Origin of the sequence: Microcella sp., from assembly GCF_046296455.1 — a bacterium.
GTDB lineage: Bacteria > Actinomycetota > Actinomycetes > Actinomycetales > Microbacteriaceae > Microcella.
Genome location: NZ_JBKBLF010000001.1, coordinates 64,023 through 78,824 on the forward strand (window position 1 = coordinate 64,023; position 14,802 = coordinate 78,824).

Consider the following 14,802-nt stretch of genomic DNA (forward strand, 5'->3'; position numbering starts at 1 on the left):
CGAGTGCGCGCCCCGCTGCCGCTCCGCGAGCACAGCCCGCTCAGTAGGCTGGCGGTCATGAGCCACACTGCTGTGAACCCTCTCGACGACGCCCACGCCGACCCCTTCGCGATCGCGGCCCAGGCCGCCGCGCAGCTCGCCGAGGCGACCGGCGTCGAGCGCCACGACATCGCCCTCACCCTCGGGTCGGGCTGGGCCAAGGCCGCCGACCTCATCGGCGAGACGACGCACACCATCGCCGCCACCGAGATCGCGGGCTTCAGCAAGCCCGCGCTCGAGGGGCACGTCGGCACGCTGCGCTCGATCCTGCTGCCGAGCGGCAAGCGCGCCCTCGTCATCGGCGCCCGCACCCACTACTACGAGAACCACGGCGTGCGGCGGGTGGTGCACTCGGTGCGCACGGCCGCCGCGGCCGGGGCATCCATCATGATCCTCACCAACGGCGCGGGCGGCATCAAAGACCACTGGACCCCCGGCACCCCCGTGCTCATCAGCGACCACCTGAACCTCACGGCGAACTCGCCGCTCGAGGGCGCGACCTTCATCGACCTCACCGATCTGTACTCGCAGCGCCTGCGCGACCTCGCGCACACGGTCGACCCGAGCCTCGACGAGGGCGTGTACGTGCAGTTCCGGGGTCCGCACTACGAGACCCCGGCCGAGGTGCAGATGGCGAAGACCATGGGCGGCCACATCGTCGGCATGTCGACCGCGCTCGAGGCCATCGCGGCCCGCCAGGCCGGCATGGAGGTGCTGGGCCTCTCGCTCATCACCAACCTCGCGGCGGGCATCTCGCCCGAACCGCTGAGCCACGGCGAGGTCATCCAGGCCGGCAAAGACGCCGAGCCGGTCATCAGCGCGCTGCTCGCCCGCATCGTCGCCGAACTCTAGGGGGCACGCATGACGACTCTCGATCTCGCCAAGTCATGGCTCGAGCAGGACCCCGACCCCGTCACGCGCGCCGAGCTCGAGGCGCTCATCCCAGCCGCCGAGGGCGGCGATGTGGCGGCGATGGATGCCCTGCGCGACCGCTTCGACACCCGCCTCACGTTCGGCACCGCGGGGCTGCGGGGTGAGCTCGGCGCGGGCTCGAACCGCATGAACCGCGTGCTCGTCTCGCAGGCGGCGACCGGATTCGCCCGCTGGCTGCTCGCGCGCGACGAGAACGCGAGCGTGGTCATCGGCTACGACGGCCGCGTCAACAGCGACGTGTTCGCGCGCGACTCGGCCGAGCTCATGGCGGGCGCGGGCGTGCGCGTCGTGCTGCTGCCGCGCGCCCTGCCGACGCCCGTGCTGGCCTTCGCGGTGCGCGAGCTCGAACTCAGCGCGGGCGTCATGGTGACGGCGAGCCACAACCCGCCGCGCGACAACGGCTACAAGGTCTACCTGGGCGGCCGCGACGGCGGCTCGCAGATCGTCGCGCCGGCCGACGAGGCGATCCACGCGGCGATTCTCGCGGTCGCCGACACGGCGACGGTGCCCGAGCTGCCTCGCTCGACCGCCTACGAGACCGCCGACGAGTCCGTCATCGACGCCTACATCGACCGCACCGCCGCCCTCGTGCCGCACACGCCTGAGTCGGCCGTGCTCGAGCCGGTGTCGTTCGTCTACACGGCGATGCACGGCGTCGGGTGGGAGGTCGCGCAGCGCGTCTTCCGCGACGCGGGTCTCGGCGAGCCGACCGTGGTCACCGAGCAGATCGCCCCCGACGGGGCCTTCCCGACCGTGGCGTTCCCGAACCCGGAGGAGCCGGGCGCGATGGATCTCGCGTTCGCGACCGCGCGGGCCGCGAGCGCCGAGCTCATCATCGCCAACGACCCCGACGCCGACCGGCTCGCCGTCGCGATACCCGACGCCGCCGCCCCCGAGGGCTGGCGGCGGCTCAGTGGCAACGCCGTGGGGGCGCTGCTGGGGTGGCGGGCCGCGCAGCGCCTGCAGCGCGAGGAGCGGCAGGCGAAGTTCGCGGCATCCCTCGTCTCGTCGCCCGCGCTCTCGGCCGTCGCTGCCGCGTACGGCATCAGCTACAGCGACACCCTCACGGGCTTCAAGTACATCTCGCGCGTCGGCGGCCTCGGCTACGGCTACGAAGAAGCGCTCGGCTATCTCGTCGACCCCGAGAAGGTGCGCGATAAAGACGGCATCTCGGCCGCCGTCGACTTTCTCGCGCTCGCGGGCGAGCTCAAGGCCGCGGGACGCACGCTCGAGCAGCACCAGCGCGACTTCGACGAGCGCTTCGGCGCCTTCGCGAGCGCGCAGGTCTCGCTGCGCGTCACCGACCTCAGCCGCATCACCGCGGTCATGGCGGCGCTGCGCGACAACCCGCCGAGCGAGGTCGGGGGCGTGCGCGTCGAGCAGGTCGACGACTTCAGCGGCGGCTTCGGGGTGTTCCCCCCGAGCGACATCCTGCGGTTCTGGATGCGCGGCGGCGCCCGCGTCATCGTGCGGCCGAGCGGCACCGAGCCCAAGGTCAAGGTCTACATCGACGCCTCGTCGCAGCAGGGCTCGGTCGACGAGCGCCGGGCGGCCGCCGAGGCCGAGGTCGCAGCGCTCGAGGCGGGCATGCGCGCCCTCATTGTCTGACGTTCCCCCGACGCGAGCGCCCGCGAACGGTGGTGTTCGTGGCATGAGTCGCCGAACGTTCTGGCACTCATGCAACAAAAGACGACTCGTGCGGGCGCGCATAGGGTGGAGGGCGTGACGCACCCGACGCCCGAGCGCCCGCCGCTGCTGCCGACCCCGGTCGTCGTGGTGTGGTTCGCGGCGCTCGTGAGCTGGGCATCCGGTCGGGCGCTGGGCGCGCTGGGCGCGTTCCAGATTCCCGACCCGTACGCGGCGCCCGGCGACGGCGCGACGACCATTCCCGACGAGCGGCTGCTCGCCCTGGCGCAGCAGGTCGCCGCGCTGCAGTCGCTGCCGACGACACTCGCGATCGTGCTGGGCGCGATCGGCCTCGGGATGCTCTACAACCGCCGCGGATTCGACCGACTCACCCGCACCCCCGCCGTCTCGGCCGTCGTCATGGCGATCGCGAGCGCGATCGCCGCGGTCGGTGTGCTCGCCCTGCTCACGATCGGGCCGGAGCGCCCCATCGGCATCGTCGACGTGCAGGTCGGTGCGGTCGTCGCGATCACGACGGCGGCCGCCTCGGCCTCGGCGGTCGTGCTCATCCGGCCCTACGTCGATCCGATGGTCGCGCACGTCTGGGCGGGCATCGCCGGAGCGGGGCTCGCGCTGCCGTTCATGATCGCCGGCATCAGCCCCGCGCTCGTCATGGCCGGGGCGATCGGTCTCGGCATCGTCGACCGCGTGCGCGGGGCACGCATCGAGCGCGAGGTCGAGTTCCGCAAGCAGCTCGAGGCCGCGTACGCCGCCGAGCATGGCGACGGCGGGCGCGGCATCGGGGTGTCGGGGCTGCCCGGCATGCCGCCCCTGCCGCGCGCACCGCGGCCCCAGCGGCCCTGGTCGGAGGGCGAGCGCCGCCTCAGCATCTGGCTCGGCGTCGTCGCGGTAATCGTGGTCGCGCTCGCCTGGACAGCCGGATCAGCCGCCGCCGAGGCCGGCCTGCTCGTGGCCGGGCAGGGCTTCGCGGTCGCCTCGCTCGGTGCCGTGCCGCTACTCGTGCAGGTCGCCGTGCTCGCGCGCGTCGCGACGTCGCTGCGCGAGGCGCTCGCCGTCGCGAGCGGCCTGCTCCTCGCCGCCTCGGTCGCGATGACGACGGCACCCGTTCCCGTCGTCGTCACGAGCGCGATCGCGCTGCAGTCGCTCGCGATCGCCATCATCACGGGGCTCGTGGCGCGGCAAGCGGCGGGCCTGCGCCTCGGCCCGCTCGTCATGCTCTCGATCACCGCCGTGATCGTCTGGTGGCTCGTCGTGCTGCCGAGCGGAGCGCTCGTGCTCGCCTTCGTCGCCGTCGCGACGACCATCCTCGCCCTCCGTCGAAAGGCCCGCTCATGACCGGCTCATCCTCCTCCTCCCTCGACGGGCTCGCGGGGCCGCCGAGCCGCGTCACGGGCCTCGTCGCGGCGCTCACGGCGACGGCGATGATGCTCATCGGCGTCGTCCTCGTGCCGACGCTATTCATTACGCCAGTCGACACTTCTCAGGTCGAGGGGCTCGAACAGCTGGTCTCGTACGAGAGCAACGACCGCGCCTTGCTGCTCGGCAACGTGCTCGCCTTCCTCGGCTTCGTGCCGCTGCTCACCGCGGTGCACGCTCTCATCGGCCGCCGCGCACAGCCGGTCGGGCTCCTGCTGGGCGCCTACCTCGTGCTGCTCATCCGCCCGCTCGCGCTCGTCGCCGAGGCCATCGCCCTGCCGGGCTCGGTGCTGCTGCCGCTCGGGCCGCTCGTGCCCTGGGTGCTGCTCGCGACGACGGGCGTGGCCGCTGCGCTCGCGGCCGCGGCCGTGCTGCCGCTCGCGCAGAATGCCGTGAGCCCCGGGCGTCGCGCGGTCGTCGCCGGCGGCGTGGGCCTGCTCGTCGCCCTCGCCCTGTTCTCGTTCGCGCCCTACATCGCGCCGCTCAGCGCCCTCGGCGTGGCCGTGGCCCTGTGGATGCGCGCGGGCGGCAGTGGTGCCGATCGTGCGAACGGGCCGGCCGGGCAGAGCTGAGCCGCGGCTGGCGCGAGCGCGGCATCCCGCACCCGAAGCGGCGCTCAGCCGATCGCGGCCTCGAGCTTGACGGCCAGCTCGTCACTGTCGAAGTAGTTGTCGATGACGATGACGTCGGCGCGCGTCGGACCGATGGCCTCGACGAACTCGCCGCTCGTCAGGATCACCTGGGCGTCGGCGGCCACGCGGTCGACCGAGGCGAGATCGGCCGCGACGACCGTCGCCGTCAGGCCCAGACGCTGCAGCACCCGCTCGGCGTTGACCTTGAGGATGCCGCTCGAGCCGATGCCCGCCCCGCAGATCGTGACGATCTTCACGCGATGCCGCCGCCCGCGAGGATCGTGCGCACGGCATCCCGTGTCGTCGCCGCGGCGAGCGCCGGGATGGCCGCCGCATCATTGAAGGCGTTGGCGAGCTGCGCCACGGCTTCGAGGTGGCCGTCGGCCGCCACGCCCGCGAGACCGATGACGACGCGCACGGGGTCGTTGTGGGCGTGCCCGAACTCGACCGGCTCGGCGAGCGTCACGACCGAGAGGCCGTCGCAGCGCACCTCGGGGCCGGGGCGAGCGTGCGCGAGCGCGAGGCCCGGAGCGATGACGATGTAGGGCCCGTGGTCGTCGACCATGCGGATCATCGCCTCGGTGTACTCGGCGGTCGTGCACCCGCTGTCGACGAGCGCGTCGCCCGCGAGCCGCACGGCATCGCGCCAGTCGGCCGCGCGGGCCTGCAGCACGATCGCGCGATCGGCGAGGGCGGGCAGCGTCATTGCGCGGCCTCGAAGCCGTCGATGATCGTGTCCATGAGCGCCTCGCGGTCTTCGACGGGCAGGAAGGCGGCCTGCGCGGCGTTGAGCTGCAGAGCCAGCAGGTCGTCGAGGTCGTAGCCGAAGGCCTCGGCGACGAGGCGCAGCTCGCGGCTGAGCGTCGTCGCGCTCATCAGGCGGTTGTCGGTGTTGACCGTGACGCGGAACCCCAGCTGGTAGAAGAGGTCGAGCGGGTGGTCGACCATCTGGTCGCCCCATGCCGCGATCGCTCCGGTCTGCAGGTTCGAGCTCGGGCTCGTCTCGAGCGCGACCTGGCGGTCTTTCACCCATTCGGCGAGCAGGCCGAGCTCGGCGATCGTGGCGCCGCCCTCGTCGCGCAGCGTGATGTCTTCGGCCAGGCGCACGCCGTGGCCCAGGCGCAGGGCGCGGCCGTCGAGCAGGGCGCCGCGGATCGACTCGAGGCCGTCGGCCTCGCCCGCGTGGATCGTCGCGGGGAAGAAGCTCGCCGAGAGCAGGTCGAAGGCTTCTTGCATGCGGCTGGGCGGAAAACCCGCCTCGGCGCCCGCGATGTCGAAGCCCACCACGCCGCGGTCGCGGTGGCGCAGGGCGAGCTCGGCGATCTCGCGTCCGCGATCGGCGTGGCGCATGGCGCTGACGAGCTGACCGACGCGGATGCTGTGACCGGCCCCGCGCGCCTCGTCGACCCCCGCATCCAGACCCGACTGCACGGCCTCGACCGTCTCGTCGAGGCTCAGCCCGCGGGTGAGGTGCTGCTCGGGAGCCCAGCGGATCTCGCCCCACACGACACCGTCGGCCGCGAGGTCGAGCACGAACTCGCGCGCCACCCGCTCGAGGCCCTCCCGCGTCTGCATGACGGCGGTCGTGACATCGAAGGTCTTCAGGTACTCGACGAGCGAGCCCGAGTCGCTCTTCTCGGCGAACCACGCGCCGAGCGCGGGCGCGTCGGTCGCCGGCAGCTCGAGGCCGATCGCTTCGGCGAGCTCGATGATCGTCTGCGGCCGCAGCCCGCCGTCGAGGTGGTCGTGCAGCGACACCTTCGGCAGCGACTCGATCGCCAGATCGGTGCCGGGAAGGAGGTTCGCAGTCGACGTCGTCATACCCTCAAACCTACCGGTTCGTTACCGAGTCGTGACCCCTGTGCGCCCCTCTAGGCTCGAGGCATGGCGACCCCCGATTCCGCTCCGCACAAGATCATCCTCGACTGCGACCCTGGCCACGATGACGCGGTGGCGATGCTGCTCGCTCACGGCTCGCCCGCCATCGACCTGCTCGCGGTCACGACCGTCATGGGCAACCAGACCATCGAGAAGGTCACGCGCAACGCCCTCTCGGTCGCGCGCGTCATCGGCATGGATGCGGTGCCGATCGCCCGCGGAGCCCACCGCCCGCTCGTGCGCACGGTCGAGACGGCTCCCGACATCCACGGCGAGTCGGGGCTCGACGGCCCCGTGCTGCCCGAGCCGGTTATCGAGCTCGACCCGCGCCACGCCGTCGACCTCATCATCGACACCGTCATGAGCCACCCGCCGAAGACCGTGTCGCTCGTGCCGACCGGGGCGCTCACGAACATCGCGCTCGCGGTGCGTAAGGAGCCGCGCCTCGCCGAGCGTGTCAAGCAGGTCGTGCTCATGGGCGGCGGCGTGCACGTCGGCAACTGGAGCGCCGTCGCCGAGTTCAACATCATCATCGACCCCGAGGCGGCGCACATCGTGTTCAACGAGCCCTGGCCGCTCACGATGATCGGCCTCGACGCGACCCACCAGGCGCTCGCGACCGATGAGGTCGCCGCGCGCATCGCCGCGGTCGGCACGGCGCCCGCGCGCTTCGTCGGCGAACTGCTCGAGTTCTTCGCGCACTCGTACAAAGACGCGCAGGGCTTCGATCACCCGCCTGTGCACGACCCGTGCGCCGTGGCCTTCCTCATCGACCCCACACTGCTGCGCGTCGTGACAGCGCCGCTCGACGTCGAGCTGACGGGCGGGCTCACGCTCGGCATGACCGTCGCCGATCTGCGCGCCCCCGCCCCCGAGGGCTGCACGACGCAGGTCGCCCTCGACATCGACAACGACCGCTTCTGGGATCTCGTCGTCGATGCCCTCGAGCGCATCGGCGCTGTCGACCTCTAGTCGACGACCCCCGCGATGAGCGGCCCGCCCGTGACGACCTCGTCGCCGGCGTCGCCGATGCGGTAGCCGCCCTCGAGCGCCTCGAGCGCGCGATCGAACCGCGCCGCCTCGTTGGTGTGCATCGTGAAGAGCGGCTGGCCCTTCGTCACGGTGTCGCCCGGCTTCGCGTGCAGGTCGATGCCCGCGGCGTGGTCGACCGGGTCCTCCTTGCGGGCGCGGCCCGCGCCGAGGCGCCAGGCGGCGATGCCGAAGGGCAGAGCCAGTTGCTCGACGAGCACGCCGTCGCGGTCGGCCGTGACGACGTGGTGCTCGGCGGCCTCGGCCATGGGCGCTTCGGGGTCGCCGCCCTGGGCCCGGATCATGGCGTTCCAGGTGTCCATGGCCTGCCCGTTCTGCAGGGCGCCCTCGACATCGGCGTCGGTGATGCCGGCGAGCTCGAGCATGTGGCGCGCGAGGGTCACCGTGAGCTCGACGACATCGGCGGGTCCGCCGCCGGCGAGCACCTCCACCGACTCGCGCACCTCGTTGGCGTTGCCGATGGCGAGGCCCAGCGGCACGTTCATGTTCGTGAGCACCGCGCGCGTGGCGACCCCGGCATCCTCACCCAGGCGCACCATGACCTTCGCGAGCTCGCGCGACTGCTCGATGTCTTTGAGGAACGCGCCCGAGCCGAACTTCACGTCGAGCACGAGCGCGGCGGTGCCCTCGGCGATCTTCTTCGACATGATCGACGAGGCGATGAGCGGGATGCACTCGACCGTGCCGGTGATGTCGCGCAGCGCGTAGAGCTTGCCGTCGGCGGGCGCGAGGCCCGAGCCCGCGGCGCACACGACGGCGCCGGCGCTCTCGAGCTGCGCCATCATCTCGTCGACGCTCACGTTCGCGCGCCAGCCCGGGATGCTCTCGAGCTTGTCGAGCGTTCCCCCCGTGTGGCCCAGCCCGCGGCCGCTGAGCTGCGGCACCGCGACGCCGAACGAGGCCACGAGGGGCGCGAGCGGCAGCGTGATCTTGTCGCCGACCCCGCCGGTCGAGTGCTTATCGGTCGTCTTCTTCGACAGGCCCGAGAAGTCGAGGCGCGTGCCCGTGGCGACCATCGCCAAGGTCATGTCGCGCACCTCTTCGCGGGTCATGCCGTTGAGGAAGATCGCCATCGTCATGGCCGACATCTGCTCGTCGGCGACGTAGCCGCGCGTGTAGGCGTCGATCATCCAGCCGATCTGCTCGGTGGTGAGGGCGCCCTTGTCGCGCTTGGTGCGGATGAGGTCGACGACGTCGAACGGCTCGACAGCCATGGTGGTCTCCTTGTGCGGGCGCTCAGGCGCCGGTGGTGTGGAAGGCGGCGAGGGTGCGCGGGCCGAACGCATCGGGCAGCACCTCATCGATCGTGCGGATGCCCGACACGGTCTCGAGCAGCATGCCCTCGGCCGAGTGCTCGAACAGCAGCTGCCGGCAGCGGCCGCACGGCATGAGCGCGCCGCCGTTGCCGTCGACGCACGTGAAGGCCACGAGCTTGCCGCCGCCCGTCATGTGCAGGCTCGACACGAGCGCGCACTCGGCGCACAGCGTGAGGCCGTACGAGGCGTTCTCGACGTTGCAGCCCGAGATCACGCGCCCGTCGTCGACGATCGCGGCCACCCCGACCGGAAAGTTCGAGTACGGCACATAGGCGTGCGACATGGCCTCGAGGGCGACCGCGCGCAGAGCATCCCAGTCGATATCGGTCATGGATGCTGCGCTCACGACTTGACGTACGGCTTGCCCGAGGCCGCTGGCGGCCGCGAGAACCCGACGAGCCCGGCCACGGCGAAGATCGTGACGAGGTACGGCAGCATGAGCATGAACTCGCTCGGCACGGGCGAGCCGACGATCGACAGCGTCGACTGCAGGTTCGTCGCGAAGCCGAACAGCAGGGCCGCGAGCGTTGCGCGGATCGGGTTCCACTGGCCGAAGATCACCGCGGCGAGCGCGATGAAGCCCGCGCCGTTCGTCATCTCTTTCGTGAACGAGCCGATGGCCGCGAGCGTGAAGAACGCGCCGCCGCCGCCGACGATGAGGCCCGCGAGCAGCACGTTCCAGAACCGCGTGGCGCGCACGTTGATGCCGACCGTGTCGGCCGCCTTCGGGTGCTCGCCGACCGACCGCAGGCGCAGGCCCCAGCGGGTCTTGAAGAGCGCGAACCAGACCGTGGGCACGAGCGCGAACATCAGGTAGACGATGATCGTCTGGTTGAAGAGGATCGGCCCGAGCACGGGGATATCGCTCAGCAGCGGGATGGCGATGCGCTCGAAGCGCTCGGGCTTGTTGAACAGGTCGGGGTCGCCCGTCATGACCGTCGAGTACAAGAAGCTCGTGAGCCCGACGACGAGCACGTTGAGCACGACACCGACGATGACCTGGTCGACGAGGTACTTGATGGCGAACACCGCGAGGATTGTCGAGACGAGCGCGCCCGCGAGCATCGCGGCGAGCAGGCCGACGATGGCCGAACCCGTGAAGGTCGCCACGAGGGCCGCTACGAAGGCCCCCGCGAGCAGCTGGCCCTCGATCGCGATGTTGACGACGCCCACGCGCTCGCTGATGACGCCGCCGAGCGAGCCGAAGATGAGCGGCGTACTCACCGTGAGGGCACCCGCGAGCAGGCCCACGAGCGGCACGGTCGATCCGGCGGCCGCCCACGTGAGGAACCCGAGCAGGAACAGCACCGCGAAGAGCGAGGTGAGCCAGAGCGGGATGCGCCGCCCGCCCCGCACGGTCAAGAACCCGTAGACGGCGACCGCCGCCATGAGCACGACCGTCACGAGACCCGTCGCGTCGGCGGGCAGCACGATCGAGGGCAGCACGATCGCGTCGGTGTCGTTGCTCAGGCGGTAGGTCGTGTCGCCGCCGCGCGCGAGGGCGATGAAGAGCACGGCCCCGAGCACGGTGAAGATCGCGAAGGCGATGGGAGCCTTCCAGCTGCGCACGATGAGCTGGGTGGGGACGAGCCCCGACCCGGCATCGCGGGTGGTCGTCACGGCGCTCACTTGGTCACCTCCGCCTTGCGGGCGAGCTTCGGGGTCCGCCATTGGAACAGCGGATCAGGGGTGGGAAGTCGGAAGATCGACCGCACGAGCGGCGGCGCCGCGATGAAGAGCACGATGAACGACTGCACGACGAGCACGATGTCGACCGGGATGCCCTCGGCCGCCTGCATCGTGTAGCTGCCGGCCTTGAGGGCGCCGAACAGGATGCCCGCGAAGAAGACTCCCCAGGGCTTCGAGCGCCCCAGCAGGGCCACGGTGATCGCGTCGAACCCGATGCTCGCATCCAGACCCGAGGCGAAGCCGCCCGTGAAGTTGCCGAGCACCTGGTACACGCCGGCGAGACCCACGAGGGCGCCGGCGATGAGCATGACCTGCACGTAGACGCGCTCGACCTTGATGCCCGCGACGCGCGCCGCGTTCGGGTTCTCGCCGACCGCGCGGAACCGGAAGCCCATGGCTGAGCGGTTGAGCAGGTACCAGACGTAGATCGTCGCGACGATCACGAGGATGAAGCCGAGGTTGAGGTTGTACTGATCGCCCAGCAGCGCCGGGAACTGGGCGGTCTCGAGGATCGGGCCGCTCTTCGGGTTGTTCTGCCCCGGCGCCTGCAGCGCGCCCGGGGTGCGCAGCAGGAACGAGACCAGGTAGAACGCGATGTAGTTGAGCATGATCGTGACGATCACCTCGTGCGCGCCCGTGCGCGCCTTCAGCAGACCGACGATGCCGCCCCACAGGGCGCCGCCGATGAGGCCGACGACGAGCGCCACCACCAGGTGGATCACGGGCGGCATGGGGATGTAGGCCCCGACGTACCCGGCCGCGGCGGCGGCGATGAGCATCTGCCCGCGACCACCGATGTTGAACAGGCCCACCCGGAACGCGAGGGCCACGCCGAGTCCGGCCGCGATGAGCGGCGTCGCGTTGGCGAGCGTCTCGGTGAGCGGGCGGAACGCCACCGCGAGGTCGTCGGCGCGCAGGTAGTTGAACACCGAGCCGCGGAACAGCGCCGAGTAGGCTCCCGCGACCGCGTCCCACATCGCGGCGAGCATGTCGGTCGGGCGCGAGAAGAAGTAGGCGCTCGTCTGCGCGACGGCCTCATCGGTGAGCACGATGAGGATGCCGCCGAAGACGAGGGCCAGCACGACGGCGAGCACCGAGATGGCTGCGCTGCCGCCGAAGATCTCTTTGACGATCTGGTTGCTGCGGGGAACCTCGGGGGTCTCCGTCTTCAGGGTCGTGTCGCTCATGCGGCCACCTCCGTGGGGGTCTCTCCGGCCATCATGAGGCCCAGAACGTCGCGCGGGGTATCGCCCGGAACGATGCCGACGATCCGGCCCCGGTACATGACGGCGATGCGGTCGGCGAGCGCCGCGACCTCGTCGAGCTCGGTCGAGACGACGATGACGGGGATTCCGGCGTCGCGCGTCGCGACGATGCGCTTGTGCACGAACTCGATCGAGCCGACGTCGAGCCCGCGCGTGGGCTGTGCGGCGACGAAGAGGGCGAGCTCGCGACTGAGCTCGCGCGCGAGCACGACCTTCTGCTGGTTGCCACCCGAGAGCCGGCCGGCCGCCTGCGTGATGCCCTGCGTGCGCACGTCGAACTCGGCGACCCGCTCGACCGCGAAGCGCGCGAGCTCGTCGAGCTGCAGCGTGCCCCACTTCACGAAGGGCTCACCGGTCGAGCGATCGAGCATGAGGTTCTCGGCGATCGAGAAGGTGCCGACGAGACCGTCTTCGGTGCGGTCTTCGGGCACGAAGCCGACCCCCGCATCCAGAACCTGCCGAACCGAGTCGCCGACGAGCTCGTTGCCCTCGAGCGAGATGGAGCCGTGAACCTTGGGCTGCAGGCCCATGATGGCCTCGGTGAGCTCGGTCTGGCCGTTGCCCTGCACGCCCGCGATGGCGAGGATCTCGCCGCGGTGCAGGGTGAACGAGACGTGGTCGACGAGCACCTGGCCGCGAGGGTCGGTGACGACGAGGTCGGTGACGACGAGCGAGGGCTCACCGGGCTGGGCGGGCGCCTTGTCGACCGTGAGCTCGACGGCGCGGCCGACCATGAGCGAGGCCATCTCGGCGTTCGTCGCGGTGGGCTCGGCCTCGCCCACGACCTTGCCGAGGCGGATGACCGTGATGCGGTCGGCGACCTCGCGCACCTCGCGCAGCTTGTGGGTGATGAAGACGATCGAGGTGCCCTCGTCGCGCAGCTGGCGCATGATGCCCATGAGCTCGTCGGTCTCTTGCGGGGTCAGCACGGCGGTCGGCTCATCGAAGACGAGCACGTTGGCGTTGCGCGAGAGCGCCTTGATGATCTCGACCCGCTGCTGAACGCCCACCGGCAGGTCTTCGATCTTGGCGTCGGGGTCGATGTCGAAGCCGAACCGGCTCGAGATCTCGCGCACCATCGCGCGCGCGGCGTCGAGGTCGAGCAGCCCGCCGGCCTTCGTCTGCTCGTGGCCGAGCATGACGTTCTCGGCCACCGTGAAGACGGGGATGAGCATGAAGTGCTGGTGCACCATGCCGATGCCGGCGTTCATGGCGTCGCCGGGGCCAGCGAACTTCTGCACGACGTCGTCGAGCAGGATCTCGCCCTCGTCGGCCTGGTAGAGGCCGTAGAGCACGTTCATGAGCGTGCTCTTGCCGGCGCCGTTCTCGCCGAGCAGGCAGTGGATCTCGCCCGGTTCGACGACGAGGTCGATGTGGTCGTTGGCGGTCAGCGCACCGAAGCGCTTGGTGATGCCGCGAAGCTCGAGCTTCATGCTCCTTGGCCTTCCTGCGCCGGCGACGAGGGCGGCGCTGTTACGGGTGCGGGGTGCGCGCGCACGCGGGCAGAAGCGACCGCGGTGTGCTCGTGACACCACTGTAGGGGAGAGCGCAGAGCGGAATATGAGCGCATCCCTGCGCATCTGAGCATCCGGCCCCGAGGGCGCGCCGTGGGCGAAACGGACCGGGGGAGGTCAGCATCGCTGACCTCCCCCGGGTGGAACGATTCCGGACTACTGACCGGGCGACGCCGGCGAGGTGACCTCGATCGAGCCGTCGATGATGCCGGCGATGAGCGCCTCGACCTCGCCCGCGAGCTCGGCGTCGACCGCCGACTCGAAGTCGTGGAACTCGGCGATGCCCACGCCGCCGTTGTCGAGCGTGCCCACGTACGGGCTCGAGTCGAACTCAGCGGTGGCCGCACCGGTCACGACGTCGTAGACGGCCGTGGCGATGTTCTTCAGCACCGAGGTGAGCACCAGGTCGGCGATGTCGGGGTCAGACACGAAGATGTCCTTGTCGACGCCCATGAGGGCGATCGAGCGACCCGAGTCGCGGATGGCCTCAGCAGCGCTGAAGTAGATCGGGCCACCGACGGGCAGCAGCACGTCGGCGTTCTGGTCGATGAGGCCCTGCGCCGTGGTCAGCGCCTCGGTGCCGGGGGCGAAGCCACCGGTGAACGCGCCGGTCTGGCCCTCGAGGTCCCACCCGAGCGCCTGCACCGAGGTGCCCTTGGTCTCGTTGTAGTAGTCGACGCCCTGCACGAAGCCGTCCATGAAGATGGTGACGGGCGGGATCGGGATGCCGCCGAAGGTGCCGACGACGCCGGTCTCCGAGTAGCTCGCCGCGACGTAGCCGGCGAGGAACGCCGCCTCGACCGTGTTGAACTGGATCGGCTTGACGTTCGGAGCGTCGATGAACTCATCGATGATCGCGAAGTTGATGTCGGGGTTGGCCGCGGCCGCGTTGGTGGTCGCCTCGGCGAGCAGGAAGCCCACGGTGACGATCAGGTCGCAGCCCTGGTCGACGAGCTGCTGCACGTTGGGCTCGTACGCGTTCTCGTCAGCCGACTCGACGGCGACGAACTCGACACCGAGCTCGGCAGCGGCCTCCTCGATGCCCTCGTACGCGGCCTCGTTGAACGACTTGTCGTCCCATCCACCGGCGTCCGAGACGATGCAGGGAAGGAAGTCGAGCGCCTCGGTCTCTGCGGGCGCCTCCTCGGGGGCTGCGGCGCAGCCGGCGAGCACGAGCGCGCTCGCGCCGAGCAGGGCAAGCCCGCCGAGGGCGCGCTTACGGGTAGTGATGATCACTGTGTCCTCCAAAATTGCTGCCCAGCAGGACGCTGGAGCGAATTGGCTCCACGTTAGCGAACGCACGGGTCTTGCAGGAGTGCCGAAGGCCCCTGGTGATGCAAGCGTTACGAATCCGGGACGCGGCCGTAATCCCGCGGAAATGCTGGGCGGCACGCACGAGATGCGCACGCGCGTGCGCGAATGA

14 protein-coding genes are annotated in these 14,802 nt (G+C 70.8%); 5 read left to right on the plus strand and 9 right to left on the minus strand.

What is annotated here, in order from left to right:
* The first annotated feature begins 57 nt into the window (after positions 1 to 57).
* From ACK4HH_RS00290 to ACK4HH_RS00305, 4 genes are all read left to right on the plus strand, one after another.
* A complete protein-coding gene (locus ACK4HH_RS00290) occupies positions 58 to 891 on the plus strand; it encodes a purine-nucleoside phosphorylase (protein WP_409647048.1) in 834 nt (277 codons plus the stop codon).
* Positions 892 to 900: 9 nt separating this feature from the next.
* A complete protein-coding gene (locus ACK4HH_RS00295; RefSeq protein WP_409647051.1) occupies positions 901 to 2,580 on the plus strand; it encodes a phospho-sugar mutase in 1,680 nt (559 codons plus the stop codon).
* Positions 2,581 to 2,694: 114 nt separating this feature from the next.
* The gene (locus ACK4HH_RS00300) at positions 2,695 to 3,954 is read left to right on the plus strand and encodes a hypothetical protein (RefSeq protein WP_409647054.1); all 1,260 of its coding nucleotides are present in this window, start codon (positions 2,695 to 2,697) and stop codon (positions 3,952 to 3,954) included.
* Entirely contained in the window at positions 3,951 to 4,607 is a 657-nt protein-coding gene (locus ACK4HH_RS00305; RefSeq protein WP_409647057.1) for a hypothetical protein, read from the plus strand. The genes ACK4HH_RS00300 and ACK4HH_RS00305 overlap by 4 nt, the downstream gene beginning before the upstream one ends.
* A gap of 44 nt (positions 4,608 to 4,651) precedes the next feature.
* Here ACK4HH_RS00305 and ACK4HH_RS00310 read toward each other — a convergent pair whose 3' ends face one another.
* Genes ACK4HH_RS00310 through ACK4HH_RS00320 form a run of 3 tightly spaced genes read right to left on the minus strand, consistent with a single transcriptional unit; the run spans position 4,652 to position 6,488 of the window.
* The gene (locus ACK4HH_RS00310) at positions 4,652 to 4,924 is read right to left on the minus strand and encodes a PTS sugar transporter subunit IIB (protein ID WP_409647059.1); all 273 of its coding nucleotides are present in this window, start codon (positions 4,922 to 4,924) and stop codon (positions 4,652 to 4,654) included.
* Positions 4,921 to 5,373, minus strand: a complete 453-nt coding sequence (locus tag ACK4HH_RS00315; protein WP_409647062.1) for a PTS sugar transporter subunit IIA — start codon at positions 5,371 to 5,373, stop codon at positions 4,921 to 4,923. Before ACK4HH_RS00315 ends, ACK4HH_RS00310 begins: the two co-directional genes overlap by 4 nt.
* Positions 5,370 to 6,488: an adenosine deaminase gene (locus ACK4HH_RS00320; RefSeq protein ID WP_409647065.1), complete on the minus strand. Its 1,119-nt coding sequence runs from the start codon at positions 6,486 to 6,488 to the stop codon at positions 5,370 to 5,372. Before ACK4HH_RS00320 ends, ACK4HH_RS00315 begins: the two co-directional genes overlap by 4 nt.
* Positions 6,489 to 6,551: 63 nt before the next feature.
* On the opposite strand from ACK4HH_RS00320, the gene ACK4HH_RS00325 reads away from it, so the two are divergent.
* Positions 6,552 to 7,517 (plus strand): nucleoside hydrolase, encoded by a 966-nt coding sequence (locus ACK4HH_RS00325; RefSeq protein ID WP_409647067.1) that lies wholly within the window; start codon positions 6,552 to 6,554, stop codon positions 7,515 to 7,517.
* Here the strand turns inward: ACK4HH_RS00325 and ACK4HH_RS00330 are convergent.
* The 6 genes from ACK4HH_RS00330 to ACK4HH_RS00355 all read right to left on the minus strand — a co-directional run bounded on the left by ACK4HH_RS00330 (position 7,514) and on the right by ACK4HH_RS00355 (position 14,615).
* Positions 7,514 to 8,809, minus strand: a complete 1,296-nt coding sequence (locus ACK4HH_RS00330; protein ID WP_409647069.1) for a thymidine phosphorylase — start codon at positions 8,807 to 8,809, stop codon at positions 7,514 to 7,516. The genes ACK4HH_RS00325 and ACK4HH_RS00330 overlap by 4 nt on opposite strands.
* Positions 8,810 to 8,831: 22 nt before the next feature.
* Positions 8,832 to 9,242 carry a cytidine deaminase gene (locus ACK4HH_RS00335; protein ID WP_409647071.1) on the minus strand — a complete coding sequence of 137 codons (411 nt, stop codon included), beginning with the start codon at positions 9,240 to 9,242 and terminating at the stop codon, positions 8,832 to 8,834.
* Between the two features lie 11 nt (positions 9,243 to 9,253).
* Positions 9,254 to 10,540, minus strand: a complete 1,287-nt coding sequence (locus ACK4HH_RS00340) for an ABC transporter permease (protein WP_409647075.1) — start codon at positions 10,538 to 10,540, stop codon at positions 9,254 to 9,256.
* Positions 10,537 to 11,787, minus strand: coding sequence for an ABC transporter permease (locus ACK4HH_RS00345; protein WP_409647078.1), 1,251 nt, complete (start codon positions 11,785 to 11,787; stop codon positions 10,537 to 10,539). Before ACK4HH_RS00345 ends, ACK4HH_RS00340 begins: the two co-directional genes overlap by 4 nt.
* A complete protein-coding gene (locus tag ACK4HH_RS00350) occupies positions 11,784 to 13,298 on the minus strand; it encodes an ABC transporter ATP-binding protein (protein WP_409647081.1) in 1,515 nt (504 codons plus the stop codon). The genes ACK4HH_RS00345 and ACK4HH_RS00350 overlap by 4 nt, the downstream gene beginning before the upstream one ends.
* 237 nt (positions 13,299 to 13,535) lie before the next feature.
* Entirely contained in the window at positions 13,536 to 14,615 is a 1,080-nt protein-coding gene (locus ACK4HH_RS00355) for a BMP family protein (RefSeq protein WP_409647083.1), read from the minus strand.
* Positions 14,616 to 14,802: the final 187 nt, after the last annotated feature.